Origin of the sequence: Streptomyces sp. NBC_01431 (assembly GCF_036231355.1) — a bacterium.
In the GTDB taxonomy this organism is placed as follows: domain Bacteria; phylum Actinomycetota; class Actinomycetes; order Streptomycetales; family Streptomycetaceae; genus Streptomyces.
The window spans coordinates 799,169-825,254 of the sequence record NZ_CP109496.1; the positions used below are offsets into that span (position 1 = coordinate 799,169).

At 69.1% G+C, this 26,086-nt stretch carries 19 protein-coding genes and 1 pseudogene; 3 read left to right on the top strand and 17 right to left on the bottom strand.

Translation table 11 applies throughout. The annotated features are described in order from the left end of the window. Window positions 1-43: 43 nt before the first annotated feature. The 6 genes from OG522_RS03870 to OG522_RS03895 form a co-directional block, all read right to left on the bottom strand. Entirely contained in the window at window positions 44-1,834 is a 1,791-nt protein-coding gene (locus tag OG522_RS03870) for a hypothetical protein (protein WP_329461493.1), read from the bottom strand. Window positions 1,835-2,370: 536 nt separating this feature from the next. Beyond that, entirely contained in the window at window positions 2,371-3,447 is a 1,077-nt protein-coding gene (locus tag OG522_RS03875; RefSeq protein ID WP_329461494.1) for a hypothetical protein, read from the bottom strand. Between the two features lie 59 nt (window positions 3,448-3,506). Beyond that, window positions 3,507-4,184, bottom strand: coding sequence for an RES family NAD+ phosphorylase (locus OG522_RS03880; RefSeq protein ID WP_329461495.1), 678 nt, complete (start codon window positions 4,182-4,184; stop codon window positions 3,507-3,509). Further along, on the bottom strand, window positions 4,184-4,867 hold the full coding sequence (locus OG522_RS03885; RefSeq protein WP_329461496.1) for a hypothetical protein: 684 nt from the start codon (window positions 4,865-4,867) through the stop codon (window positions 4,184-4,186). The genes OG522_RS03880 and OG522_RS03885 overlap by 1 nt, the downstream gene beginning before the upstream one ends. Continuing rightward, window positions 4,860-8,294, bottom strand: a complete 3,435-nt coding sequence (locus tag OG522_RS03890) for a CHAT domain-containing protein (RefSeq protein WP_329461497.1) — start codon at window positions 8,292-8,294, stop codon at window positions 4,860-4,862. Before OG522_RS03890 ends, OG522_RS03885 begins: the two co-directional genes overlap by 8 nt. 104 nt (window positions 8,295-8,398) lie before the next feature. Next, on the bottom strand, window positions 8,399-8,941 hold the full coding sequence (locus tag OG522_RS03895; protein WP_443074658.1) for a hypothetical protein: 543 nt from the start codon (window positions 8,939-8,941) through the stop codon (window positions 8,399-8,401). Between the two features lie 120 nt (window positions 8,942-9,061). On the opposite strand from OG522_RS03895, the gene OG522_RS03900 reads away from it, so the two are divergent. The 3 genes from OG522_RS03900 to OG522_RS03910 all read left to right on the top strand — a co-directional run bounded on the left by OG522_RS03900 (window position 9,062) and on the right by OG522_RS03910 (window position 11,776). Next, window positions 9,062-10,777 carry a protein kinase family protein gene (locus OG522_RS03900; protein WP_329461498.1) on the top strand — a complete coding sequence of 572 codons (1,716 nt, stop codon included), beginning with the start codon at window positions 9,062-9,064 and terminating at the stop codon, window positions 10,775-10,777. Between the two features lie 160 nt (window positions 10,778-10,937). Next, window positions 10,938-11,384 carry a hypothetical protein gene (locus tag OG522_RS03905; protein ID WP_329461499.1) on the top strand — a complete coding sequence of 149 codons (447 nt, stop codon included), beginning with the start codon at window positions 10,938-10,940 and terminating at the stop codon, window positions 11,382-11,384. 50 nt (window positions 11,385-11,434) lie between these two features. Beyond that, a complete protein-coding gene (locus OG522_RS03910) occupies window positions 11,435-11,776 on the top strand; it encodes a hypothetical protein (protein ID WP_329461500.1) in 342 nt (113 codons plus the stop codon). A 413-nt stretch (window positions 11,777-12,189) separates the two neighbouring features. Here OG522_RS03910 and OG522_RS03915 read toward each other — a convergent pair whose 3' ends face one another. From OG522_RS03915 to rph, 11 genes and pseudogenes are all read right to left on the bottom strand, one after another. After that, complete coding sequence (locus OG522_RS03915; RefSeq protein WP_329461501.1) at window positions 12,190-13,725, bottom strand: DUF4189 domain-containing protein; 1,536 nt, start codon at window positions 13,723-13,725, stop codon at window positions 12,190-12,192. A gap of 86 nt (window positions 13,726-13,811) precedes the next feature. After that, a complete protein-coding gene (locus tag OG522_RS03920) occupies window positions 13,812-14,585 on the bottom strand; it encodes a protein phosphatase 2C domain-containing protein (protein ID WP_329461502.1) in 774 nt (257 codons plus the stop codon). A 374-nt stretch (window positions 14,586-14,959) separates the two neighbouring features. Then, a complete protein-coding gene (locus OG522_RS03925) occupies window positions 14,960-15,637 on the bottom strand; it encodes a vWA domain-containing protein (protein ID WP_329461503.1) in 678 nt (225 codons plus the stop codon). Between the two features lie 297 nt (window positions 15,638-15,934). After that, a complete protein-coding gene (locus OG522_RS03930) occupies window positions 15,935-16,387 on the bottom strand; it encodes a hypothetical protein (RefSeq protein ID WP_329461504.1) in 453 nt (150 codons plus the stop codon). Further along, window positions 16,384-19,767: a CHAT domain-containing protein gene (locus OG522_RS03935; protein ID WP_329461505.1), complete on the bottom strand. Its 3,384-nt coding sequence runs from the start codon at window positions 19,765-19,767 to the stop codon at window positions 16,384-16,386. The genes OG522_RS03930 and OG522_RS03935 overlap by 4 nt, the downstream gene beginning before the upstream one ends. 265 nt (window positions 19,768-20,032) lie before the next feature. Beyond that, window positions 20,033-20,386: a hypothetical protein gene (locus OG522_RS03940; protein WP_329461506.1), complete on the bottom strand. Its 354-nt coding sequence runs from the start codon at window positions 20,384-20,386 to the stop codon at window positions 20,033-20,035. Window positions 20,387-20,622: 236 nt separating this feature from the next. After that, on the bottom strand, window positions 20,623-21,108 hold the full coding sequence (locus tag OG522_RS03945; RefSeq protein ID WP_329467476.1) for a serine hydrolase: 486 nt from the start codon (window positions 21,106-21,108) through the stop codon (window positions 20,623-20,625). Next, window positions 20,997-21,740 (bottom strand): serine hydrolase domain-containing protein, encoded by a 744-nt coding sequence (locus OG522_RS03950; RefSeq protein ID WP_329461507.1) that lies wholly within the window; start codon window positions 21,738-21,740, stop codon window positions 20,997-20,999. The genes OG522_RS03945 and OG522_RS03950 overlap by 112 nt, the downstream gene beginning before the upstream one ends. A 278-nt stretch (window positions 21,741-22,018) precedes the next feature. Further along, window positions 22,019-22,338: pseudogene (locus OG522_RS03955) on the bottom strand (flavoprotein); the annotation flags it as partial. A gap of 123 nt (window positions 22,339-22,461) precedes the next feature. After that, the gene (locus tag OG522_RS03960) at window positions 22,462-22,794 is read right to left on the bottom strand and encodes a hypothetical protein (RefSeq protein WP_329461508.1); all 333 of its coding nucleotides are present in this window, start codon (window positions 22,792-22,794) and stop codon (window positions 22,462-22,464) included. 415 nt (window positions 22,795-23,209) lie between these two features. Then, window positions 23,210-25,813 carry a rifamycin-inactivating phosphotransferase gene (rph, locus tag OG522_RS03965; protein ID WP_329461509.1) on the bottom strand — a complete coding sequence of 868 codons (2,604 nt, stop codon included), beginning with the start codon at window positions 25,811-25,813 and terminating at the stop codon, window positions 23,210-23,212. Window positions 25,814-26,086 lie beyond the last annotated feature (273 nt).

Sequence of the window (26,086 nt, forward strand, 5' to 3'; positions counted from 1 at the left end):
CTCCTCGTACCGGGGACGCGGGGGCGGAGGGGCGCAGGCGGTGTCACACGAGCGGGACGGCGAGGGCCAGACGGCAGTCCGTGCCCTCCACCTTCCAGGGCGGGGCGAGGCTCTGGACCACAGCTGCCGCCGGGTCGGCGCCTGGGCGGAAGACACCGTCGGCGCCGAGGGCTCTCCAGGCCTCATCGGCGTACCGTCGGGCGCCATTGCCCGGACGGTCCGACGGTGGCAGACCGGCTACGGGATCCGCCCGAGTCATCACCCGGACGCCGCAGGAGCGCAGTCGAGCGAGGGCCGTCCGCCAGTCGGCGCCCTGCGGACAAGCCTGGACGACGCCGAGCTGGCGGGCCGGCGCGGGCGGGCGGCGGGCGACAATCAGGACCACCCTCCGCGCGTAGGCGGCACCCGGGTCCTCGGTGGCGAGCCGGGCCACTGCCAGCAGAGCGTCCTCCAGGGACGACACGGCGTCCTGGCGTCGCGGGGCGTGCGACCAGCTGTTCAGGGCGGCCGGCAACTCGGCGGGCGGCCGCGCGGAGACGGGGGCCCGCAGCAGGATGCTCTCCTGAGCCATGTGGCTCTCGTAGACGGTGTGGTCGTAGTGGCCGACGGCTCCGACCCGGATCGCGGCGCCGGCCCGATCCCGCCGGGCCAGCAGGCCGACGATGTCCCGCACGAAGGTGAGGCGTTCCCCGGTCTCGGCCTGATCGGCGCCACTGAGCTCGACGGTGAAGTACAGGTCCAGCCGCGGCGGCCGCACGATCCGCCGCGGCAGGGAAGAGAGCAGACCCGGAACGTCGATGGTGGCTGGATCTCCGCGCCCGCCGCGCGTGCGAGCACCGGGTGCGATGAGGTCCACCTCCCCCGGTCCGCGGAGTACGAAGGTGAGTCGCGCCGGTTCCAGTGCTCCGACCTCGATCTGATGCATGCTCACGGGTGCAGCGCCGGCCCCGTCGGCGACAGGTGCACCGGCCAGCACCGGGAGGTACAGGGGGCCGCGGCCGGTCACTCCGCCGTACACGGTGACCTCGGCGGTCCTGGTCTCACCGGGGCCCAGCCGAGAGCCCGCGGGAAAGAGCACATGAGTGTGGGGGTGGACGGCGCCGGTGTCACGGTCGGCCCGGGCCAGCAGCAGCGTGTGGTCGGTCAGGAGCGGCAGGGTACGCAGGAGTCGGCGAACCGCATCGGCGGTCGCAGGGCGCGCCGACGGGCCTTCCGCCGACTCCGCACTGCCCGCGCGCAGTTCCACCCGGGAGCCGCAGGCCTCCCGCACGGCGGCAACCGCACGCTCCAGCAGCTCCCACCCGGGCGGGGGCCGCAGCAAGACGACCGGAGGGTCGGGAACCGTCGACACGCATGATTTGAGCCACTCCAGTACGGCGGCGTCGAATTCTCTGCGGTCCACAGGCGGGAGGGTTCCTATTCCTCCCGCGAGCTGGAAACGGCACACATCCTCGTCAGAATCGAACGCCGGTATGACAAAACGCCATTTCGCGCTTCCCGCGTCGTTCTGCAACGGGATTCCGGCCTCCCCGACGGTCACCCTGATCATGTGGAGGCCGTCGGCCGTGAATTCCACGAACGACAATTCCTTGAAGTAGCCGTGATGGAGGCCTTCGAGGAGATCGCCGTGCCCGGACGGAATCCCGAGGTCGACCCAACCGGAGTCGGGCGGCGGCCTCTCCTCGGCCCGCTCAGACGGACCTCCCCGGGTCACCTCCGCGACCTGTCGGGCGCTCTCTGGGCACCGGGCCGAAAGGGCCACCGCCCGGATGTCCCAGGCATGCTCGGCCGCCCCGAGCGCGGCCTCGGCGATCTCCAGGTCTCGAGCGGTCAACTCCCCCAATACCGGGTCACCTTGGAGACGCCAATCGCACACGGCACAGAAGTCGCTATGCTGATCCGGAGTTGCACACACCGGGCAGACAGCCTGTGGATCACAGACCCTCGTCATCTGTCCACTTCCCCGACTCCCCGACTTGGTCCGAACCTTGCTTCGCGGCGCGTCGGCAGTCGCAGACGACCGCCCCACGCAACACCCGTTCCATGGACGCATCATGATGACACGACGCTCGGACCAATTCCCCGGTTCCACGGACCGCCGACAATCCGTTGACGAGCCCATCCGGGTTCAGTTTCCGGAACTTCATACTCCGATTTTCCGTCCTCAATTCACCGAACAGGGAAGCGGTTCAAACACGTCAAATGTGTTGGCCGCCCGACTCCGCGACTGTCCAGGCACGCCACCATGAACCCATTCATCCGTCCCTCCGCTCCGCATCCCCCTCACGCCCCCTGCATCTCCTCATGCGGAGCGGAAGGACGTTCCTCCATTCCACTGGGTCGCCCGGGCGAACACCGGTCGCGGGCCGGTCACATCCCGGCTGGGATGCGCTCAACCATCGCCGCCGCCTCGGGAGCGCGCACCAGGAAGTGGACTTCCCAGGACGCCCCGCGCGCCAACTCCGCCTCGACGGCGGCCCATACGGCGGCCAGACTGACGCGGTACGACAGTTCGCCGCGCCCCGCACCGAGCAGCGGGAAGCACACCGACCTCAGCGCCGGCGCGTGGCGGTCGGATTCCTCGGCCAGCAGCGCGAGGGCGCGGGACACTGCACGGGTGACGTCGGCCGGGAGCACGTCGTAGTCGTTGGTCCCCGCCCGGGGAACGGCTATCGCGGCGTGGTATATCCGCCTCACGCCCTGTCCGGCCAGGGCCCCCGAGCCAGTGGCGGCCACCGTGCCCGGCAGCACCGGGCGTCCGGCAGTGCCGTGCCGGGCAGCCCACTCGCGCAGTTCGTCGTGGACCGGGTCGTGCAGCACGTCGCCGGTCACACCACGCACGGCGGCCGCACGGCGGAGCGACGCGGCGACCGAGGACTTGTACTGCTCGGGGAGCGCGAGGTGCACGTTGACAGGGGAGACGATCACGTCCACGTCCCGCAGCAGGTCCACGGGGTGCACATGGAGGGTGAGCCTCACCTCTCGGCCACCGGCCCGGACCTGAACGAACCGGTGCGTGCCGACACCCCGCCCGGCGCCCTCGGCGCCGGGCGCCCCCGAACCCTGCGACACCAGCCGGAGGATGTGCTCGGCGACCTGCCCGAGGACCATCACCTCGTGATCCTTGCGGAAGCGCTCGACGCTCACGCCGTACACCGAGGCGGCTCGGGCACGGCGCGAGGACGCCGGCCAGTCCCGAGTTCCCTGCGCCAGTCCCAGGGTGTACTCGGCGGCGGTGCGCAGCGTGCCCGCGTCCAGGCGCGACACGGCGAGCCGCAGCAGCGTCTCGACGGCCGCGCCCGGCGTCCGAGCCGCGACCGCGGTCACCGCTTCGGCGCCCGACTCCAGAGCCGGCAGCGAGCGCCCACGCAACCGGACCAGTCCCGCGCGCCGAACTTCCCTGAGTTCGGACAGGAGTGACGCAGGGTCAGGTATTGACGATGCCATGCATGCACCATGGCATCACGATTCACCTGGGGACAAGCAGGAACGCAGGCCCGAGGATCTCACCCCCGTCTCGGCCGCGAGATCTCCGAACGCAGCGGCTTGAGGAGCTGGTTCGCCCTTTCGATGCCGGCATCGGAGTCCAGGTCCGCAATACCTCGCTCCGGCAGCACCTCCAGCGGCCCGCCGTCGCTGTGGTCGAACCGGTCATGGAAGAGCACCAGGGCTAGCCGGGGCCGGTTGTGCCGGGACTGCCAAATCAGCCCCATGGCGTCGGGTACCTGCGCCCGGATCTCACTCGCCCAGCGCCTTGCCTGTACGTAGTTCCTCTCGTCTTCCAGGAGCGTGGAATCCTGGCAGACGGCGGCAAGATCTGGCGCCTCGATCAGGGAGACCAGGTTCAGCTCGCCCCTGGTGCGCAGAACGCTCAGCGACCGGCGCCAGATCACGGCGTAGGGGATCAGCCGCATGCTTGCCGAAGGTTCGAAGGGCCTGGAGCGCAGCACGCTCTCCGCGAGGGCCGTGGTCGGGGTGTCCGCCAGGTAAAGGCAGTGATACGGATCGAGCAGCGTGCCGTCGAAGCGGCTGCCGCCCTTGGACTCGAAGGGGTCCGCGAGTCTCGGATTGAACTCGTTCGGCGCGTACTTGGTGTTGTGCACGCGCCACAGTTCGGTGCCGGCCGGGATGAGACGACGGTTGGGGCGCAGTTCCAGCGGGGTCATGGGGAAGAGGCCGCTCATCAATCCCCCTCCACCAGTGCGGTGGCCGCGCCGACCAGCTGCTGGTCGGTCAGCTGGCCGAGGAGTGACGCAGGTGTCCCGCCCAGCCAGGTGTTCCCGCTGAGCCACCAGGCTGCGGCCCCCCAGGGGTCGATGTCCGCGAGGAGAAGGCGGTTGACCGTGAGGACGACCTCGTAGGGGGTACCGCCGCCCGCGGCGAACTGGAACTCCGGGTAGCGGTCGCTGCCTTGGGGGTCAGCCAGCTTGATCAGTTCGGGGGGTGGAACCGCGCCGCCGCACCGAGCCCGCGCCTCGTCCGCCGAGAGGGCCGACATCGAGAGCAGCTGGTCTTGTGCGTCGGCGGGGGGCTCGGGGCCGAGGGACGGCGGCGAGCCCGCCAGCAGGACCATCAGCTCCCGCGCTCCCGCCACGGCCGTCGGCCCGGGCGGCGCCGCGACAAGGCGCACGGAGTCGAGCGCGGTGCGCACCGGATGGTCGAGCGGTAGCGGCAGCAGGGCAAGGCGCACGCCCTGGAGCGCCCTACGGACCGCCCTGTCGTCGTCGGGCGCCGCACTGGCGAGGGCACCCAGCCTGACGAGCAGCAGCGCGTGCTGCACGTCGTCGAGCGCGTCGCGGATGGTTGCGCGGTGCTCCCCGATCAGGGCTAGCAGTCGGCCGGTCGAACTGTCACGGCCGTCATTCATCCATTTCTCCTTCTTCTCCCGCTTTCCCGTCCTGGCTTCTCCCTGGCTTCTCTCCCCGGCCCGGATGCCCTTGATGGATGAAGGCGGCCCAGAGCGGTATCCGGTCGAGATCCGGCCGTTCCATCTGCCGCAGCAGCTCACTGCGGAGCGAGCCCGGGTTCTCGCGGCGGGGGTCGAGCATCCACCGCTGCGCGGCCCTGAGCGCATCGACGGGGCTGAGCCCGTCGACGGTCAGGTAGTGGTGGAACACCGCCATCAGCAGCGCCGACGCGCTGTCGTTGGTCGTCCACCGTGATCCGATGGCGTCCCGCGCTCCGCCCGCGAGGAACGCCGTGGTGAGGGTCAGCGCCTCGTCGTGATCGCGGGTACTCAGGTCGGTCTGACAGGCACTCAGCACCACTAACGGCCCGTCCTTGGCGGCCTGTTGAGCGTGCGGTCGATCGAGGAGTCGGGTCACCGTCAGCATGCCCGGCTCCGCCCCCGTCTCCGGTCGGCCGTCTTCGGCGGGTGTGTCCCCGCCGCGCTCGGGGGCGGCGAGGTGAAGGGCCGAGACCGTGGGACGGGTACCCGCCGATCCGTGCGAGGCCATGTGGAGCAGTGAGGCCCCGTCGGCGAGGAACGTGAGGACGTCGTCGGGCGTGCCGGGGACCAGCTCCTCCTCGGGCAGCTCAAAGATCCCCCCGCACATCCGGGCCCGCCGGTAGAAGGCATCTCTGAGGGCCATGACCTCGACCTCGGCATGCGTCAGGTCCAGGGTAGGGTCGGCCAACAGAACGGGGGCCGCCGCCGGGTCCCGCGGCGCGCGTTTCACCGTACGCAGGAACTGACTGCCGGACGCCGCGTAGCTGATCACGTCTGTCTCGCAGAGGTAGTCGTGGGGTGCGTCGTCTGGGTAGCGCGCGGCGTGCCAGGGGACGATGCCGAGTCGGCCGCAGGGCACCAGGACGATCCTGAGCGGCCGACCGTCGGCCTCGAGCCGCTTGTCCACATCGGCGAGCACGGGGCCGAGCACCTGGTAGGCCCAGCCGCAGAGCGTCTTGAGGGCCTCCTCCCAGGCCTGTTCTGCGGACGGATTGTTTCGGCCGCCGTCGCGTGCCGCGGCATCGCGCGCAGCTGTGGCGTCGAGATAGCGCTCCAGCGGGCCGCTCTCGGCGCCGGACAGGTGCGACCGCACCGCGAGCCCGGCTCCGAGCCGCGGGCCCACCACGATCGCCAGGCCGGCGTCTCCGTCCTCGCAGGGGACCAGATAGACGAGCGCATCGGCGCCGCTCTCCTCGACCCCGTCCGCGAGTTCACTCAGCGTGGGAGTGCCGAGCAGACCGCCCTCCTGCCGGTAGCCGAGGGCTTCGAGGGCCTGACGGCGCAGCGTGCTCAACAGTTCGCCCGGGACACCGTCCGCGCCGGCGCCGGGACTCTGGGGGGCGTCGGCTGACCGCCATGCCTGAGCCAGGTCGTGGTGCCCGCCCTCGTCCAGGAGTTCGGGTACGTCGGACGAGGTGGACGCCGCGTGCAGCACCAGGGCCCGGCCCAGTTCCAGAGCGGCCACGGCCTCGTTCGGCCGTCCCTGCGAGCCTGCCCACAGCGCGGCCTGCACGCCTCTGCTCGCCCCGGAACGGGCCGCCAGCAGTCCGTGCTCCGCACCGGACTGGAGGAGGACGTCAGCGGCCAGCGCCGCCAGCGCCTCCTTGGCGGCTTCCAGGGCCGTGAAGTCCTTCACGTCCTGGTTGAGGACTCCACGCTCGCGGTAGGCCATGGCCAGCTGCCACAGCGCGTCGGCGGCGATGTCTGGTGCCCTTCCGTTCCGGACACCCTCACGGACCCGCTCCAGCTCGTCGATCAGGGTGTCGAGATCCACGCGGTCGTGGGTGAGGGAGTAGCGCACGGCCAGAGAGAGCGCGGAACTGTGCAGGTCATCCGTCGAGGCCCCCGCAGGCGGTGGTACGTGCTCCGGAAGCGCCTCCGTGCCGTCGCCGGAGAGTCCGGCGCGCAGCAGACCGAAGTCCGGGAGGTATCGATGAGGCATGTCGTCGGCGAACGGAAGTCCGCTCTCCCTGACGCCTGTGATTCCCTTCTCGATGTATGGCAGGGCGCGCAGAATCATCTCCTTGTCCCCGGTGACGGCGCCGAGCCTGCCGTAGGCGGCGCCCAGGGCCGCGAGGACGGTGAATCGGTACTGATGACCTTCCGGAACGGTCTTCTCCAGCGCTTCGGCCTCGTCCACGAGGTCGCGGAGCGCCAGGACGTCCTCCGCCTGCCCGGCATCCATGACCCGGGCGTACAGCGACAACGTCCGTCCCACGACGGCAGGATGCTCCGTTCCCGGAGGCAGCTGCCCGATGGTCTCCTCGAAGTGCTCGAGGTCGCTGACGATTTTCTCCAAGTGGGCACGGCTGGCCGACTGGTCCTGGATCGTGCCGCCGACTCTGGAGCTGCTGTTGAGCAGGAGTGCCCTGAGCGCCTCCAGCGCGGAGGCCGGGTCCAGCCCGGGGGGCGGCTCCTTCTGTACGACGTTCAGCCTGCGGAGAATTTCGTTGAACGCCTGGGGATCGCCGCTCTTGAGTACGTCGTCGAGGCCGTACGAAGAGGCGTTGAGGGCGTCCAGGCCGGCGGCGATCCGCCGGATGTCGTCAGGCCTGAGCGTGGGAGCCGGTTCCGGGGACGAGTCGGGCTTCGAGTCCGCGTCGGGCACCGGGCTCTTAGGCCATGAGTTATCCAGCCCCGAGGCGTCTGTCGGCCCACCCGTCGGGCCACCGGCCATGTCGAACATCTGGTCCATCATCTGCCGCACGTGGTCCGTCCAGGGATCCCCGGCGGGCATGCTGCTGGTCACCAGGTCGGTGAACTCCGCCCCCGGGGGAGCCGAGAAGACCCCCCTCATCCGTCGCAACTCCCCCAGGAACTCAGGCGGCAAAGGCAGTTCCAGCACCTCCGCGGTCAGCTCCTCAAGCTCCGTTGCGAAGGCCATCATCCCGGCGGGTCCCGCCTGTGCAAGCCAGTCGACGATGGCGGAGAGGTCAGGTACTGCCCCGTACCCGCCCTGCTGCGACCGTATCGGCGTAATGATCGACACTAGGTGCAAGGCCGCCCATCGCCGGTCCTCCTCGGTCGCTGCAGCGCCAAGGGCCGTCCCTCGATCCCGCGCATCCCGCAGCAGCCGCTCCGCGCGCTCTCCGTCCCCCGGCTCACCACCCCCGGCGGACTGCCGCATAGCGAGCGCACCGCCCAGCCATATACTCACCGCGCTGTGGAGCGCGGGGTCATGGTCCAACAGCCGTGCCAACTGGCTGAGTTCGGCTATCGACGAGTCGTACGCCCCAGGCGGAACATCTCTCGCACCCATGGCGGGGGTCAGCCGCTTAACCCGCTCCGCGACGTCCGCCGCCCAGGCGCGCAGCCCCTGCACGCCGCCGCTTTCTTCTTCGCTCACCGACACCCCGCCCCTCCCCCTGGACCTCGACAGCCCTCGGAATCAACGCCGCCACTATGCCGACCCGCCGGGCGTATGGCGACAAGCTCCCGCGCTTCTCCTCCTCAACGCCCCAAATCCGCCCGAGACTCGCCCAGATCGGCCCGCATCGCGCGTCGCATCTCACGCAGTCCGCCCCATAGCCCGTCAATGCTCCCGTGCACGGCGGCCGACGAGTCCCCCGCCCGCGGCACGCCGTCTTCCAGACGCCGAGCCATGCCATACACCACGCCCAGATCATGATTTAGGTCGCCCGCGAGTTCGAGCACGCCCTCCGGAACCCGCATCTGAGCCTCGGCGTACACGTCCCGGTACTGATCACGCGCCTCGGTCAGCCGTTGCCGCACGGACCGTGGATCCTCGTCGCGGCTCAACGCGTGCAAGTGATCGGTGAGCGCAGCCAGATACTGCCGAGCCGAGGTGTTGAGTGCCACGTAGCACGACCGCAGCTCCTGAGCCTCGTCGCGCCACTCCCGCACCCGCTCGGCCCGCTCCCGCTCGCGCTGCCGACTACGGTCGGCCGCGCGCTGCGTCAACAGCGCGGACATCAGTGTCCCGACAACTCCAATCACCGCTGCCAGGAAGGCCGTCATGCTGCCGTCATCCACGCAACCTCCTGTCGTGTTCCGGCACACCGCCAGCGAAGCAGCGGGTCCCTCGTCGTGTGAACCCCCCACCCGGAGATCGCCCGAAGTTCGGCCCATCACCGACCAGTCGGGCGGGAGCCAATGGGTGACACAGCGGGGAGCACAAGCTGTCGGGGTGGTCTCCGGACGACGGACGTAGAACCGCGATGCGTTGGCCGCGGCAGGATAGGCGTCGTCCACCGCGTGCGACACCTCGGGTGGGGCATTGACCCAGCCGTCAAGTCCCCGCTGCCGCAACATTTCGTCCACCCCGGAGATGTCGAACGCTTCATCGCTGAAGCCCAGACCTGGGTGTCCCTGGGGCTGCACCCGAATGTCTGCAGCTGCTACTACGTGCGCGTGCTCAACGGTGTCCCGCGTCTGTTCGCGGAGTACGTCCGCGGCGGCAGCCTGCCCGAGTCGATCGACACCGGCGTCCTGTACGCCGGTGACTCCACGACCGTCATCGCACGCATCCTACGCATCAGCAGCCAGATTGCGCGCGGACTCGAATTCGCCCACGACAGCGCCGTCTTGCATCTCGACATGAAACCGGCGAACGTTCTACTCGAAAGCGGCGTCGACGGCGTCGCGAAGATCACGGACTTCGGCATCGCTCAGGCACTGACCACGGTTCCCGGCCGCCGGTCCGGGAGCAGAACCACCCTGGTGGCTCAAGGTGGGGGCGGCCTGACTCCCGCAGGACGGCCGCCGCGCACGATCAGCGGCAGCGGACAACACCGTCCGCTCATGGAACGTGAGGGTCCCTGTCGGGTACCACGCCGCATTGCGCATCAGCCAACCTCACCCCGCCGTCGACCTCGCCCGCTTTGGCGACGCGGTCCGCGAGCTGACAGCCCGGGCAGAGGCGGCTATCGCCGCATCCCACTACCGGACCGCACACGAACATCTCAGCAGGGCGCGCGATCCCGGGCTATTGAGCGACGTGAGACTTTTGCGGGCCTGGCGAGAGCTCGGCGGCCGTTCCCTCGAACCGGTCCGCGTGCAGCATGGATCCAGCGATCGATGTCCGTACAGGGCACGGCATTCAACAAGTTCGGAATGAGCCTCTCCGATGACGGCCGCTATGCGACATGCGGGAGTCAACTCACGTCGAACCTCTGGGATGCACGGAACGGGACGCCGCTGCTCGAATTCACCGACGGCGTGCTGACTACGACACTCAGCGGCAACGGCCAACGGGTCGCGGGCGTCCTGTCCACGGGGACCACGCACGTATGGTCAACGTCGAGCGGGAAGGAACTCGCCTCGTTCGCCCCGCTGGACCCGCAAATACTGACAGCAGCTTCTATCGCCGACGACATAAGCCGACTGATCGTTGCCAGCACCGACCGCGCGCTCCAACTCTGGGACCTGACCACCGGACGGCACCTGCGCACTCTCACTGGCCACACCACGCGTATCAACGCAGTCCGGATCAGCGCGGACCGGCGAACCGCTGTTTCCGGAGCGCCTGGCTCGATCCGATTCTGGGATCTCGCGAGCGGCAAGTGTCTCCTCGACATCCCAGTCGATGACACCTGCTACCCGCGGGACGTATGCCTGACCGACGATCGCCAACTCATCCTCGCATGCGGGGACGAAGCGCCGCACATACGCATGTGGAACGGAGTCGGCGAGTGCGCCCACGAATTCGCGGGGCAGACAGGTCATCTCGTGTCCACGGGTTTCAGCCCCGACGATCGATTCGTCTTCGCGGGTGGTATGGAAGGCATGATCACGGTCTGGTGCGTTCAGACCGGTGACCTGGCGCACACCCTTGAGACAGGGCAGAGCGGTGTGCTCGACTTCAGCTGACGCCGGATGGGCGGTACTTGCTTGTCGGAGGGTTCGAGGGGGCTGCGAGCCTCTGGGAGCTGGACTGGGAGCTCGCCAGAGCGGAGTCCTGACAAAGCGTTCCGGGACCTGTCCTCCGCAAATCGCGCCCCCCGCCTTGAGAACCTGGGAGTGGAATCTCATGCGCAACAACCTCGCCGCCGCCGACGACATCCGTGCGGCCCTCGGTAGCGAAACGGTCGGCAAGCTGCGTGCCGCCCTGGTGCCCGTGGACTGTCTGACCTGCGGAGAGGAGATCACCGACGAGGACACTCTCAACCTCGCGATCGACGACTTGAACGTCGGGCTGTACGCCTCGCTCCACCACCAGGAATGCCGCCCCTCGGCGTGGGTGCGCCACTCGCAAGCCGAAGCCGGGAGCGTCAGCTTCAACCTGACGTGGCGGGCATGCGTGCTGGTATGGGAGGCGGCCGGTGTAACCGTGCTGCTGGTGAACCCATCGTGCGAGGCGGCGATACTGACCCAGACAGGCACCTGGCCCCGGCACTGGCGGATCGCCACGTTGGACAGATTTATCAACACGGAACCACACTTGGAGCCGTCGCTCGCCCAACAGGGCGCGACCTGATGATGGTCGTGCTTCTGGTCGCCGGGTTGTAGGCCGCGACCGAGGGGCCCGTGCGCGTGATGACCCAGGACGGTCACGTGGCCCGGCAGCTGACGGACGCCTGCCGGAAGATCTTCAGCCCGGGTCTCTTCCCGGTCAGCCGGGTCGGCGAGCCGAGCTTCACCTCGGAACGGCGTATCTCTATCGGCACCTACAAGGAAATCGCCGCCGCGTGGGGGCGCTTCGAAAACCATCCCCGCGCATCGGCCAACGTTCTGCCACTGGCCTTTGCGCTCGACCCCATACCCGGCAGCGAGCACGAAGCCGTGCGCGCGCTACGCCCGCCTCGTCGAGCTTTGAGCAGATGTGGTTCTCGTCGAGTGACCCTTCGAGCGGGACACAAAGAACGCTGAGGCAGACCGTGGCCGCTTCAAGAACCGCTTTGCGTAACGTCTCGACGTCCAAGGCAATGATCTCGTATTCACCATCGACAAGTCCCACGACCAGGACATTCCCGCTACGACCGTGATGCCTACGGGTGGCGCGGCCGACGACCGCGGTGTGTATCGAGTCTGTCCACGCTCCCGGGTACGGGCTACGCTCGGACGGTACGACCGAGCGTAGCCCGATCCGTGGGCCGCGTCTGGATGGTGGCGCGCTCACGCTGATCCGTGAACACTGACGGCGGGAAGTGGGACGAGACACCGGGCCATCAGCCTGCGGTGCCAGGCCGGCAGCGTCCCCGGCCTGACCGGAAAGAGACAGTTCAAGGGTTGGCGCGGGCTCCCACCTGCAGCGATGCCCTTACGAGCCCCACTTGCCCAGCTCAGTTCCGAGTGGTGCAAACGTAGGCGAGCCAGCGACCGCCACCCACATGAGAGATGGCATTGTCCTCGGCTTCGGCCGGCGTGGCGCCGTGACCTCCCCAGTATTGGCGGGAGTTGGAGTTGTAAGCGACGGCACCGCAGCTGTTGACGAACGTCGTGAGGACCTTGCAGCCCGTTCCCCGGCACCTCGACAACGCCCCTTCCTGTGCGGCGCTCGCGGACTTGTAGTCCCAAGACTTGCCGATACTGCCGTCTTGGCTCACGGCGATGGCGCCGTAGTAGTTCGGCCGTGGCGGGGGCGGTGGCGGCAACGGGGGCGGTGGCAGCAACGGGGGCGGCGCCGGCAGCGCGGGCAGCGGCAGGGCGGTCGTCGGGGCAGGGGCGGGGGTGTTGTCGTCCGTCGTGTCTTGGGCAGGTTTCGTCGTTGTCTCCTGTGTCGGCGTGTCCGGGTCGGTGGGATGGGTGGGGTCCACCAAGACTTGGGGGCGCGGTGTGACCCCAGTATCGGAGCTGTCCGCGTCGTGCATGTGCGGGGCCGCGATGGCGAGGATCGCAGCCAGGACGACAGCGGCTATGGCCCCAGCCGCCTTGCCGGACACCCGGATGCCGCCCGGGATGGTCGCCGACCCTGCAGCGTGTCCTGGCAGGCGCCCCGGCCGTGGGCCGATGCCGGCTGGTGTCGGTGGCCGTGCGAGCGGCCTCTGGCCGGCGGTGTGTGCCGGGGATGCCACGGTGGGAGCCTTTGACGCCGTCCTGACCGTCGCGGCCAGTTGTTCGGCCCACTGGGAGGGAGCAGGGCGAAAGGCCGGGTCTCGGTTGAGCCCTTCGCGGGCCATGTTCGCGAGTATGGGGCTGATTCCTGCCAGGACGGCCGGATCAGTGCAGGTCTGGTCACGGGCGAAAAGCCGGATGGCGAGCAGCGTGAACTTGTAGACGTCGCCGGGCCGGGTCGCCTTCTCCTCCCCGGCGATGAGCTGCCAGTCGGGCGTCTCGGCCTGGGGCAGAACGGTCGCGCCCCGCAGCCGCGCGGCGTCGCAGTCGATGAGGAAGCACTCGGGCCGCGGGGCGGTGGTGAAGAGAAGGTTCTTGGGAGAGAGATCCCCGACCGAGATGCCCATGCGGTGGAGCTTGGTGAGCGTGGTGGCCAGGTCGGCCAACAGGGCGAGCCGCTCACGATCACTGATGGCCAGGCCGATTCCGGCGACGTAGGAGTCGTCGTTGAGCAGGTACTCCAGGTTGGCGAGCCTTCGGGTTCCGGGGGTTGTTCCGGTCAGGCTCCGGAGCGTGAAGTAGAAGCGGTCGGGCACGGCACGCATGAGAAATCCGCAGGCGCGGCCCTGGCGTAGGACCGTGGCCGCGGGCCACGCGGTCTTCTCGCACAGCCACTTGCCTTCGGTGAAGCCCGGCTCACCGACGAGTGCTACGGCCGCCTCCAGAGCGGCAGTGTCGAGTTGGGGCAGGACGTTAGCGCTGTACTCCTTGTAGACCACGTCCCAGCCGCCGTTGTCGGCCTCGTTGATCTTCCTGTTGACCACCTGGTGAACGGTGCCCTGGCCACCTTGGCCCAACTGGCGCCCAAGGATCAGCGTGCCGTAATCGACCGGGGGTAAACGCGCGGGTGTCATCGCGGCGCCCTGGTGGTGCGGGGCCAGATCGCGAGCAGCGTCCGGTCGTCGTCGAAGGTCTCCCGGGTGAAGTCGACGAGGTGGGCGAACCAGAGCAGCGTCGGCGGTTGGGCGAGGTGGTGCGCGAACAGCGCGCCGACCTGGCCGTCCCCCTCGCCGAGCGGGTCGCCGAAGCCGTCGGTGCCGATGAGCAGTGCCTCATGAGCGGCCAGGCGTGTGCTGGTCACCGGCAGCGGATCGGGCACGTGGGGCAGTGGCGACACGTCGTTCGAGAGGATCAGGTCGTCCGGCCCGGTTTTGGCGTCGAACAGCGGCTGATACCGGCCGGTTGGGGTCGTCGTCCTCGACGGATCGAGTAACCACGCCCCGGAGTCACCGATTCGGCAGAGCGACACGATGGGGCCTGCCGGATCGGGACGCACCACACCGGCCACGAGCGTCGTCGCATACAGCCCCGCCACCTCGGCCGGCTCGGGCTCCTCCTTGTTCAGTCGCCGCCGTGCGAGCCGGCGCAACCCTTCGGCGGCGAACTCGACGACATCCCGGAAGTCCGGCGGCTCCTGCCCCTGGGAGAGCAGGTGGAGCATCCGCTCCAGGGTGGACCGGCACGCCTCAGCGGCTCCGAACTCGGCGCTCGTGGCGCTCGATACGCCATCGGCGACAGCGAACACAACATTGCCGGTCGCCTCGTGCACCGCCGCACGGGCAGCGTCCTGGCGCGGCTGCTCGTAATAGCGGTGTTTGGCCCCCCGGATGGAGGCAACTCGCATGGACAGAAATGGAGTTGACCACCCATCACATTCAGTGTCCGGGAACTCATGGGCGTCCTGACCCGGTGGCCGCGCCTCGAATTGCGGCCCAGGCACTCCGATCGAGACTCGTTGCCAGGGCTGGGTCGCGCAGGCTGGCCCCGAAGCGGGCTCGGGCGGGTGCGGGGCCCGAGGATTGTGCGGGGCTTGTGGGGCGCGCGGAGATAGCGGGTCCAGATGGACGTGCGGAACCTGAGGAACATACTGAGGCGGTGGGGCCTGCGGTGAGTTCGGACGCGGCAAGGCAGGTGCTGCAGGCGGCGGGGGCGGCGCCGGTTTTTCGCTCCGGCCCCCGCCTCTGAGCCAACTCCAGGCTCCGGTCGAGTGGTTCACGGTCAGACCTCGTCGATCGCCATCGTGAACTGATCGGGCTTCTGGATCACAAGTTGCGGGCTTGCCGAGTGGAGTGCCTGACCCGAAGCGACCAGGCTCGCGGTGAGCGCGTGGAAGAACTCGGAGATGGCCTGGCCGATGTCGGTGCCCGGCTTGGCGACGAAGGCGAACTCGGGGCGTGTCGCCACTTCGAGCATCGTGGCCGGCTGGGCATCGCCGATCCCGCAGGCGATGATGTTGGGCGAAGTCGGCGTCCGCGCCTTGTCCGTGAGCTGTGCGTGCGGCTTTCGCCAGGTACCGCCGTCGGTGGGCTGACCGTCGCTGAGGAAGAACACGACGGGCCGGTGCACCCTGTAGCCCTCGCTGCGCAGCCACTGGACGTCGGTCGGGATACGGCCGAGCAGGTCGTCGAACGCCGCCTCGTAGTTGGTGAGGCCTCGGATGACCACTTGCGGAAGGCTGGTCTCGGTGCGCATGTCGGCCACGCCGAGACGGACTTGGACATCGTCGGAGAAGCCGAGCACCGCCAGGCGCAGCTTGGCGGCGATCATCGGTTCGGACCGCAGTCCCTCGCACAACGAGACCAGACCGTTGGACAGTTCCTGTACATAGGGCGCCATCGAGCCCGACTCATCGGCCAGAACATAGGCCGGCAGCAGCACACCCTTGACCTCCGCCATACGAATACGTCTCCCTGCTTCCGTGCCGAGTGGTGCATGTCCTGCCCCTGCCAGGGATTACTCCCGGACGCACCCGGGCGGTTATCCCCGCGAGTGCCACTGGGGGCTTGTCCCCGGTGTGCCCCTGCCGCCTGAGGCCAGCCGCCACGCCGTCGATCACATGGCGTCTGTCCCCACCTGTTCAACGCTGTTCATTCACACCGTGCTTTCCAGTCCAGCAGGCGGCCTGGGCGCGATGGGGTCGGGATCGGGTCGCTCTCCGGTCGGCACCTGGGGCTCTCGCCCGGGTCAGCGTCCTCACCAGCAGCCCTGCGGCCGAGCGCAGTGGCGGATCGGACCCAGGCGGCGCCGGCGGCGGCTCGTTCCCCGCCGGACCCCGCGCGGGGGATCTGGTGCCGCGCGGGGGTGGCGGGCCGCCGCGGCCAGTGCCGCCTCCGTCGCGGTGTCCGGGGGCAGGGCGGTGAGCCAGGCGTGAAGTTCCCGCGCCGCCTCCGTCAGAGTCGGGGCCGCCACCGAGGGACCGACCAACCGCGTCCCGTCCAGCGCGGAGCGCACAAGGTGGCTCGGCGGCGGGGCCAGCAAGGCGAGCCGCACACCCTGCACGGACCGACGTACGGCTCGCTCGTCGGCGGATGCGAGGGCCAGCGCTTCGAGCCGGGCAATGAGCAGTTCGCGCTGCTCGTCGTCGAGGGCGCAGCGGATGTCCGGCCAGTGCGCACGGATCGAAGCGAGGATGTCTTCCGGGTTCATTCGACGCCCCCCGTGCTGGTGTCGCCGTGCGAAAGGCCGGGATGCCCCTGGTGGATGAAGGCGGCCCAGAGCATCGGCCGCTCCAAGTCCGGCGCTTCGGCATCGCGCGCCGCAATTCCCTTCACTCGGCAGGGCAGCTGACGCGCCGGATTCAGCATCCAGAGCTGCGCCGCCCGCAGGGCGGCGGCCGGGTCTAGGCCGTCGACGGCCGCAAAGTGGTGGAAGACCGCCATCATCAGCGCGGAGGCGCCGTCGGCTGTCGTCCAGCGCGAGCCCACTACGTTGCGCGCGCCCCGCGCCACAAAGGCGGTCGTCAAGGTCAGCGCCTCATCGTGGTCCCGGGTGCTCAGGTCGGTCTCACAGGCACTCAGAACCACCAGCGGCCCACTGTCGCGTCGCGCGGTGTCCTCGGCCGGGCGGTCCAGGAGGCGCGTCACGGTCAGCATGCCGGCGTCCGGCAGTGCCCCGGGGCCGCCCAGCCCGGCAGGCCAGGACTCGGAGTCGCCAGGGAATGCCAGGCTGAGTGCGGAAACGGTCGGGCTCGGCCCCGCGGAGCCGTGCGAGGCCACATGAAGCAGGGAAAGCGGTGGCTCGTTCGCTGCTGTCAGCAGCGCAAGGAGTTCCGCTGGTGTTCCGGGTGCCTCGGGTGGCACGGGTGGCTGGTAGAACTCGCCGAACAGCCGCGCCCGCGGATAGAAACCGGACTGCAGAGCACTGATCTCCCGTTCCGCATGGGTCAGTGACAGCCGGGGGTCCGCCACCAGCACCGGCGCCGAGTCGATCGCGCGCTGTTCGCGCCCCACCGTGAGGAGCAGCTGACTGCCCGAGGCGGCGTAACTCACCACCATGTCCTCGCAGGCGTAGCGGTACCGGTCCCCGTCGCGCACTCTCGCCGCATGCCAGGGCACCACGCCCAGGTTCCCACAGGGCACCAGGACGACTCGGGGCGGCGACGCGTCCGGCTCACCCTCGCCGTCGTAGCCGTCGCGGCCGTCGGCGCGCAGTAGCACGGCCATCTCGCGTACGTGTCCCATCATCGCGGACCAGGCCCAGTCGCAGAGCTGTCCGAGTGCGTCCTCCCAGACAGTTTCGGCCGCCTCGGTCTTGTACCGGGATCTGGCCGCGGCCGCTTCCAGGTATGCGGCCAACGGCCCGCTCCCCTCCCCGGACAGCGCCGGCACCAGGAACGCCTTCGACCCGATCCCCGGCACCAGGAAGACGGCGACACCCGGATTTTCCGCGTCCCCCGGTACCAGGTAGACCAGCGCGTCGTTGTCGGCCGCCGCTGTCGCGTCGCAGAGTTCCTCGATCGTCGGGATGCTGAAGAGCTGCCGCCGATCGTCATGGCGCCGGTAGCCGAGCGCTTCCAGCGCGCGGCGGCGCAGGCTGCTGGGGAGTTGTCGGCCCGGCTCGCCCGGCGGCGAGGAAGACATCCCGCTCCAGGCGTCGGCAAGCTCCCGCTGCCCACGAGCCCGCAGCAGTTCGGGTACTCCCGCGGAGGCCGAGGCGGCCTGGAGCACAAGCGCCCGGCTCCACTCCAGCGCCTCGACCGCCTCCTCCAGGTGGCCGCACGCGGCAGCCCAACGCGCGACCAGGACCCCGCGTTCGCCCCCCTTCCTGGCTGCCAGCAGGCCATGCTCGGCGCCGGACTGCAGCAGGACATCGGAGGCGACGGAGTGCAGTGAATCCAGGGCGGTGGCGATGGCTGCGTCCAGATCGGCCGGATCCTCCGTGCGGTCGGACCGGCAGGCGTAGGCCTCGGCCAGGTTCCACAACACACTCCCCGCCAGCGTCGCCTCCTCGCCTTGCCGGATTCGTTCACTGATGCGCTCGAACCCCGCGATGGCCTGGTCGAGAGCGGACGGATCCTTGGTCTGGTGGTACAGGGCGAGCAGGCCCCTCGCCGACCGGGACTCCGCCTCGCTCCTCAGAACCGTTGTGGGCTGTAGGACGGAGAGGCCCTCCCGGATGAGCTCTGGATCGTTCTCATCCATCCCGCGCTGGATCCGGATCAGGCTGACCAGGTGGCCGATCGGCTCCTTCAAGGCGGGCGAGAAGTCCTCCAACTGCTCGATCTTCTCAAGGCACTCGAACATGCGCAGACGATCCGAGCCGTCGCCGCGCACCGCACCTCGCGCCTGATAGGCCTCGGCGAGCGCCATCAGGACGTTGACGGAGAGGTCGTCGTCCCGTGATGCGATGTCCCGAAGGCTCAGGAGTTCGTCGATGACCCCGTCCAACTCGGCTAGGTCTTCCGCATGTTGGGCCCGCTCCAACCTCGATTGCGCGGAAAGCAACCGGACCAAGACGGTGAGGTGCCACGGAGGCGAGGTTTCGGATGCGGTGAACCGTTGCCGTAACGATTCGAGGAGCTGGTGTCCGAGTTCAGCGTCCTGGAGATTCCCGCCGTTCGCATCCCCGCCGCCCACGAGTACGGACCGCAAAACCTCCATCACTCCGGCCAGTTCGTGCCCCTGTGGGAGCAGGCCCAAGGCATCGGCCATGTGGTCGAGCGCCACGTCGAGCTGATCGGGGTCACTGTTGCGGACGGCCGCCAGCGCCTCTTGCAGGACTCTGGGGAGGGCCTCCAGTGCCCGGTCATCCGGGCGGGCCCGGGAGTGCGCGGGGTCCCGCTCCAGTTCCTCATTCATCCTCCGGAGCGCGTCCGGGCTGATGAAGCCCGGAGTCACGGCCTCCATCGAGGACAGGATCCGGGCTCTCTTGCGCCGCTCGCTCTCCGCTCGGGCTGCCTCCGACTGTTCGGCCCGCGGCTCCTCGTCCGAGGTGCGCGGCTGATCACGGACCCGCGCCCGGACCCAATTCACCATCCGGACCTGGTCGGCCCAGGGGAAGTCGTCCGGGAGTACGCTGCTCACCTGCTCGCCCGTCACCTTGGCCACCCCGCCGGGCCGCAGCATCTCCTTCAGCAGGGCGAGCGCGGGGACCGCCTGGTCGATGACCTGCCGCAGCTCCGGCGGCATCGGCAGGGCTTGGACGTCGGTGAAGAGCTCGGGCAGCTCCGCGACATCAAGACTCGCACCGTCCTTGAGGCACCAGTCCATGAAGGCCGCATGGTCGGGAAGCCGGCCGTCTCGCCCGCCGAGCTCCGGACTCGGGAACAGCACCACCAGCAGCCCGGCGGCGGCACACCGCCGTTCCCAGTCGGGCGCCTTCGGTTCGGCTGCGCGAACCTCGCGCATGTACCGCAGCACCCGCTTGCGGTCCTCGGCGGCTCCGCCGCCCGCGCCGGCGTACCGCAGTGCGAGCAACGTGCCCAGCCGTGCGACCACCGCATGCCGTTCGGTGTCACCTGGCTGCAACAGGGCTTCCAGGCGCGTGAGTTCGCCGATCGTCCGGTCCTGGATCCCCGGTTCGGACATGGTTGGGAACCGGCTCCTCCACGGAACCTCGGTGAACGGAATCAGCAGATCGGCCCGGGCCACGACGTCTTGCGCCCATATCCGTATCGCCCGCACCCCACCACTGTCGCCACCCATCGCTCCCCCGATCGAGCCAACGTCCCCGTTGTTGCGGCCCTCCCATCATGCCCACTCGGCCCGTGCCGGACAGGGAATGCCGGTCAGCGTCCGGAAATCGACCTGGAACCGACCGCACATCGCCCCGCTCAGCCGTCCTGCTCTCAGGTCAGCACCCGAGGTTGGCGCGCATACGCTGCCGCGTCAGGCGTACTTGGCGCCACAGCACATCGATGTCAGCCCGCACGGCGTCGAGCAGGTTCCCGGGACGGGCCCCGCCGTGGTCGAGCCGCATCAGCATCCCGTAGGCCGCGCTCAACGAGCGGTTGACAGTCCCAGCGAGGTCGAGCAGCAGGGCCGGGACCTGCGGCTGAGCCTCGGCGTAGCGGTCCCGGTGGGTGTCGCACGCCTCTGTCAGCCGCCGGGTCGCGGCGCCGGAGTCGTCCGCGTTCAGCGAGGCGTGCGTCTGGTCCGTCAGGGCGGCCGGCCAGGTACTGCCGGAAAGCGGTGTTGAGCTCGGCATATGTGTCCCGCCTCGTACCGAGAACAGTGCTTGGCATCGACACCGCAGGTGCACGGCAGGCTGGGGCCCGCACGCGGCAGCCGTCGGAGCTGGCCGACGGCAACTCGCTCCCGGTATTGCCCGACAGGCCGGCTCGCCGTCCGCCAGCAGCGGCCGCCGGCGGGCAAGGACGGGCTCGCGTGTGCGGGATCCGGGCGGTCCGTTCGGCACGGGTGGTCAAGAGAGGTGGGCCCCTATCACCTCGGCGAGCAGGTGGAGAGCCAGCTGGGCCAGTGGGCTGGGGCCCAGTCGCCGTTCATCTGGGTGACGATGGTGCGTCGGCCATCGCGGTCGCCCATGACGAAGGTGAAGGAGCCCTGGATCATGCCGCCGACGCCCCAGGCGGTTCGGCCGTTGGGCAGGGGCATGGAGCAGATGCCGGCGCCGTAGTGGGCTCCGTCAATCCAGACGTGCGGCGGTACCGGGGTGGTGGTGAACATCTCGTGCTGCTGCTGGGGCGGCATCAGTTCGCCGTGGAGGAGGGCGGTGAGGAAGCGGTCCAGGTCGTCACAGGTGGAGACGGCTCCGCCGGCGGCCCAGGCGACAGAGTCATGCCCGGCGTTCTGCTCGGTCACATCGTGCACAGGTGCGGCAAGGTCGCCGTCGGCGGCATTCTTGGAGTAGTGCCGGGGATGGGTGCCCCGGATCTCCGTCTCGCCGCCGGGCGCGTAGGTGCCGGCCAGCTGGAGCGGGCGGGTGACCTGCCCGCCGTCAACAGCTCGGTGAACGGCAGCCCGCCTGCTTTCTCGGCGATCATCGCGGCGAGGATGTAGTTGGTGTTGCTGTAGGCCCAGCCCTTGCCGGGCGGGAACTGGGCCGGGTGACCAACCGCGATCTGCACCAGTTCCTGCGGTGTGAGCCGGTCGAAGCGGCCGGTGAGGAAGCCGGGGTTGAAGAAGCGTTCCATCCTGGCGGGGTCCATGCCATAGGGGAAGACACCGCTGGTCTGGCGGATCAGGTGCCGGACGGTGATACGGCTGCCGTCGTGCCCGTTGCCGTGCAGCAGGCCCGGCAGCCAGTGCTCCACCGTGTCATCCAGGCTGAGCCGGCTCTCGGCGGCCAGCCGCAGCACCACCGCCGCGGTGAACGCCTTGGTCACACTGCCGATCCGGAACCGCTCCCGCGGAACACGGGCCCGGCCGCTGCGCATGTCCGCGACACCCGCCGCCGACCAGCAGACCCGGTCGCCGTCACGGGTCCGAGCAACCATGCCGGGCACGCCCTCGCGGACAGCGCGCTCGATCACCTCGCGGACCTGTGGGGCGACGGGGGCCATGGGATCGTCGGCGTCGGTGGGGCAGTGCGAAGTACCCATACGACTCCTCCAATCGAACGCTGGGATCCTAGTTTTGCCCACCAAGAAGCTACGTCGCATTGGGACAGCCGACAATGGAACCGTTCCGCCCGGCAAGCCGGGCAACCCCTATGCCATGAGGCCTTGTTGAGGCATTTAGGCCGGTCGCGTGCATGATCGGGGAGCGGCGACCGTTTGCCATCGGGAGCCTTCCGCTCGCGCGAGGAAGAGCCGGGCTCGCAGCCGCGCGGTAGCCTCACCCACACCAACTCCACAGTCACGGTTCGCCCCTACTCGACCGGATGGGAGAGCTCCTTCACACCATGGGGGTAGAGAGTGCCGCAGGAGTGGACGTTGGGGACGATCCGCGGAGCCATTCGGCCGGAGCCTGGAGGCGCTCGGCTAGGGCGACGCGGAATTCGCCGACGAAGGTGAGGTCGGGACGGAAGCCGGTCTGCCTGATCACCTCATCGACCGGGCCGAGGCGGCGGCCGTCCTCGCCGGCCAGGACCAGTTGGCCGCCGACCCGCCCCCGCGAAGGAGCCGCATCGTGTTCACCCACGACGACCTGGCATCCGCCGCCATCGTCCGCTGGAAGCCGGGCAAGCCGACGAAGTCCTGGCGATCTGTCAGGCCGGGGCGCTTGGAGGGTTCTTGACGGGAACGGATGCCCGAATGCGGCGGCAGAAACTCATATCCCGGACTGTGTGGCCCTGAAACCTCGCATCTCCCTGGCGGCGGCTCAGCACGCCGCTTCGGCCTCCCGGGTGGTCTTGGTCCAGCCCGTCTGCCCGCGCACCATACGGAACAGGGCACTCCACGCGCAGAGGAAAGACATGTAGTTCATGACGACGAAGGAGTGCCCGAGCATCAGGGCCCGCGGCAGGCCCACGGCTTTGTCCCGGCGCGGATACGTCCAGGAGGTGATGAGGGCGGGCGTGAAGGTGAGCAGGTACCAGGCGGCCAGGTTGGCGGCCCACTTCAGCCAGGTGGCGTTGAGGGCGGTAGTGCGCCGACCGTGCAGCACCAGGAGGTTGGGGCTGCGGATGAACCAGATCTTTCCTGTCACCAACACCGTCGACGCACCTGGACCACAAAGGCTCCACCTGCCCGAACGGCATCGATCTAGACCACATGGACCCCAGAAGGCGCTCCCGCCTACCTGTGCCAGGTGGTACCGCGGGGAGCCCCGCCCTCACAGGCACCACACACCAAGATCCGGACCAGGGGCGGACCAACTCGCCTCCGCATCGGGCCATTCCATCCGTCTCCGCAGGTCAAAAGTAAGAGAGGCCGCGTACCACCAGCAGACGAAGAATCTTCTCGTGTCGTACTCGCCGAAGAAACTGGGCTTCTTCTAGAAGCCCAAGAAATGGCGCCTGACCTGGGCTTAAGGCCGGTCAGGCGCCATTTACTCATCTGCTCGGGGCGGAGACCGCCCCGACTTGCTCATGGCTGGAAGCCGCAGATGGGCTTCTCGGTGTGGTCGGTCAGGGCAGGATCTCGACGTACCCGTCGGTTCCGTGCACGCGGATCCGCTGCCCGTTCCTGATCAGCCGCGTGGCCTGCTCGACGCCCACGACGGCCGGCAGGCCGTACTCCCGGGCGATCACCGCGCCATGGGTCATCAAGCCGCCCACCTCCGTGACCAGGCCCGCGATTGCGACGAACAGCGGTGACCAGCTGGGGTCGGTGAAGGGCGTGACCAGGATGTCGCCCGCTTCGAGGTCGGCATCGGCCATGTCCAGGATGACGCGGGCCCTTCCCTCGATGGTCCCGGCCGAGACCGGCAGGCCGACCAGGGCGCCGGCCGGCACGTCGTCACGCCGGTACGCACCGGTGAGGGCCTCGCCATCCGATGTGAGCACCCGGGGCGGTGTGAGCGTCCGGTGCGACCGGAACGCTTCCTTGCGCTGCTGGATGAGTCCGCCATCCACCTGGTTCGAGCGCACCGTGTCGTGGAGTTCCTGGAACGTGAGGTAGAAGATGTCCTCCTTCTCGGGCAGCACGTCGGCCTTCACGAGACGCTCGGCCTCCTCCAACAGGGCCTGCTTGTAGACGAAGTAGCGGCTGACGATGCCGTACTTCGGGTACTCCCGGTATCCGGCGAAGGCACGGACCTGGTCGATCATCCGCTTGGTCTCGTCGGCCTTCCGCTCCCCGTCCGGTAGGGCCCGCAAGCGGGACAGCACGTCCTGTTCCTTCTTCCGGGCCTTGAGCCGCCCCTGCTCGAAGCGCCGTTCGGCGGCGCCCGGTTCGAAGTTCCTGACGTTGTCGAGGATCACGGGTAGGAGCGTGGTGGGGCGCTCGCGCCACCGCGGCCTCGTGATGTCGATCTCGCCGACGCAGCGCATGCCGTACCGGTCGAGGTAGGCCTCGATGGCGTCGCGCGCCTCGGTCCCGCCCGCGAGCTTCGGCAGTTCGTCCAGGAAGCCCTCGTCCTCGACGCCCTGTAGATACGCCACGACCTCTGGATGCGGGCGGATCACGTCGGCGACGTCGAGCAGTTCAAGTCCCATCTCCGACGTGATGTTGTCGGGCGCGGACAGTGTGAGCGTGTCAGCCGCGTTCTTCTCGCCCAGCCACTCCCGCAGCTTGTCGTTGAGCCACCACGTGGCCTCCATCCCCGCCATGATCGCCTGGAAGTTCGGCGGTTGGGTGAGCACTCGCTTGTGCTCCTCGAAGGCCTCCAGGAGGAAGTCGAACAGCGCCGGTCCGGTCTTCGTACGGATGTCGCGCTTCAGCGCGGCGATGGACGCCTCGCTGCGCTCGATCAGCTCGGTGACGATGGCCGGGTCGGGCTCGACCGGGGAGGACGCACCGCCGGACGGCGGCCCGCCGGGGCCGGGGTCCGGGTCCGGGAGCGACGCGACGAGGTCGCCGCGATCGAGGACGGTCTCCAGTGCGTCCCTGGTCAACGGATCGCCTCTGCCCATGAGGTCCAGGAGACCCGCGCGGCTCGCGGGCGAGGCCAGGCGCCGGGTGACGTCGACGAACAGCCGCCCGCCTGCCTCGTACATCGCCACCATGGCCGTCAGCTGCCACATGGAGAACCCGAGGGGTTTCATGGCGTCGGTCATCATCTGCTGGTGGCCGACGGAGACGTAGATGTGATTGTCCTGGTCGCCGGCCTCGGGAACGGGGAACAGCGTCGTGATCGGCCGGCTCTGAACGATCTGGAAGCCGTCGTCCACCAGGCACCATTCGATGTCCTGCGGGCGTCCGAAGTGCGCTTCGATCCGTCGCCCGAGCTGGACGAGCCGCAGGACCTGCGCATCGGTCAGCGCCGGCTGCTCCTGGCGCTGCGAGTCGATCGCCACGTGTTGCGTTCCGCCGGCCGGCAAGGCGAGAACGGCACGCTGCTTGGCGGCGATCGTCTTGGCGATGACTTCTCCGTCTCGCACCTTGAAGACGTCCGGGTTCACCAGGCCGGAGACCAGAGCCTCGCCGAGGCCGAAGCCGGCGTCCACGGTGGCGACCTTCCGGTTGCCCGTGACGGGATCGGCGGTGAACAGGATGCCGGCCGCCTGCGGGAAAACCATCTGCTGCACGACCACGGCCATGTGGACCGTGCGGTGGTCGATGCCGTTCCGCTGGCGGTAGGTCACGGCCCGCTCGGTGAACAGCGAGGCCCAGCACCGACTGACGTGCTGGAGGACCGCCGTCGGCCCCATCACGTTCAGGTACGTGTCCTGCTGCCCGGCGAAGGAGGCCGTCGGCAGGTCCTCCGCGGTCGCGCTGGACCGGACGGCGTAGGCGGCTCGCTCGCCGGACCGGGCGAGCACGTGGGTGATCGCCGCCGCGAGCTCGTCCGGGATGGCGGTCGCTTCGATGGTCCGGCGAATCTGCCCGCTGAGCGTGCGGATCGCCTCCCGGTCGTCCGGGTTCAGGCGGGACAGCTGATCGAGTCGTTCGTCAAGTGACGGCGCGTCAGCCATGATCCGCCGGAAGGCGCCTGTCGTCACACAGAAACCGCCGGGCACGTGGATGCCCTCGATCCGCGACAGGCCACCCAGGTGGGCGCCCTTGCCACCCACGACCGCGACCTGGGTCTCATCAATCTCTTGAAGATCCAGCACGTACTGCTCGTTCACTGCGTTACCTCCGAGGCAGCCGTGCGGCGTTGTACTGCGGTGGCCGATCGAATCACCGGCGACTCCAACTCCATCGAACCCCCTGTCGGGCACGTCCTCATCCCTGCCTGCTTCCCTGCGACGAGTCGGCCGACCGCTCCGCCCCGGCGGCACACCCCCGCACCTCCACGCCGGGCACCCGCAACCGCGCTGCCGGTCCCATCACTGGTTCGACGTCACCGCATCCCTCATACGTCGACGACAACACACGCACGTCGTGCCCCCATTTCCGCA

What these genes read in the sequence shown, in the direction of transcription:
- OG522_RS03950 (WP_329461507.1), bottom strand. Translation starts at nt 21,740, where the DNA reads ATGGGTACTTCGCACTGCCCCACCGACGCCGACGATCCCATGGCCCCC.
- OG522_RS03930 (WP_329461504.1), bottom strand. Translation starts at nt 16,387, where the DNA reads ATGAACCCGGAAGACATCCTCGCTTCGATCCGTGCGCACTGGCCGGAC.
- OG522_RS03940 (WP_329461506.1), bottom strand. Translation starts at nt 20,386, where the DNA reads ATGCCGAGCTCAACACCGCTTTCCGGCAGTACCTGGCCGGCCGCCCTG.
- OG522_RS03875 (WP_329461494.1), bottom strand. Translation starts at nt 3,447, where the DNA reads ATGGCATCGTCAATACCTGACCCTGCGTCACTCCTGTCCGAACTCAGG.
- OG522_RS03925 (WP_329461503.1), bottom strand. Translation starts at nt 15,637, where the DNA reads ATGGCGGAGGTCAAGGGTGTGCTGCTGCCGGCCTATGTTCTGGCCGAT.
- OG522_RS03905 (WP_329461499.1), top strand. Translation starts at nt 10,938, where the DNA reads ATGCGCAACAACCTCGCCGCCGCCGACGACATCCGTGCGGCCCTCGGT.
- OG522_RS03920 (WP_329461502.1), bottom strand. Translation starts at nt 14,585, where the DNA reads ATGCGAGTTGCCTCCATCCGGGGGGCCAAACACCGCTATTACGAGCAG.
- OG522_RS03885 (WP_329461496.1), bottom strand. Translation starts at nt 4,867, where the DNA reads ATGAATGACGGCCGTGACAGTTCGACCGGCCGACTGCTAGCCCTGATC.
- OG522_RS03935 (WP_329461505.1), bottom strand. Translation starts at nt 19,767, where the DNA reads ATGTCCGAACCGGGGATCCAGGACCGGACGATCGGCGAACTCACGCGC.
- OG522_RS03900 (WP_329461498.1), top strand. Translation starts at nt 9,062, where the DNA reads ATGGGTGACACAGCGGGGAGCACAAGCTGTCGGGGTGGTCTCCGGACG.
- OG522_RS03880 (WP_329461495.1), bottom strand. Translation starts at nt 4,184, where the DNA reads ATGAGCGGCCTCTTCCCCATGACCCCGCTGGAACTGCGCCCCAACCGT.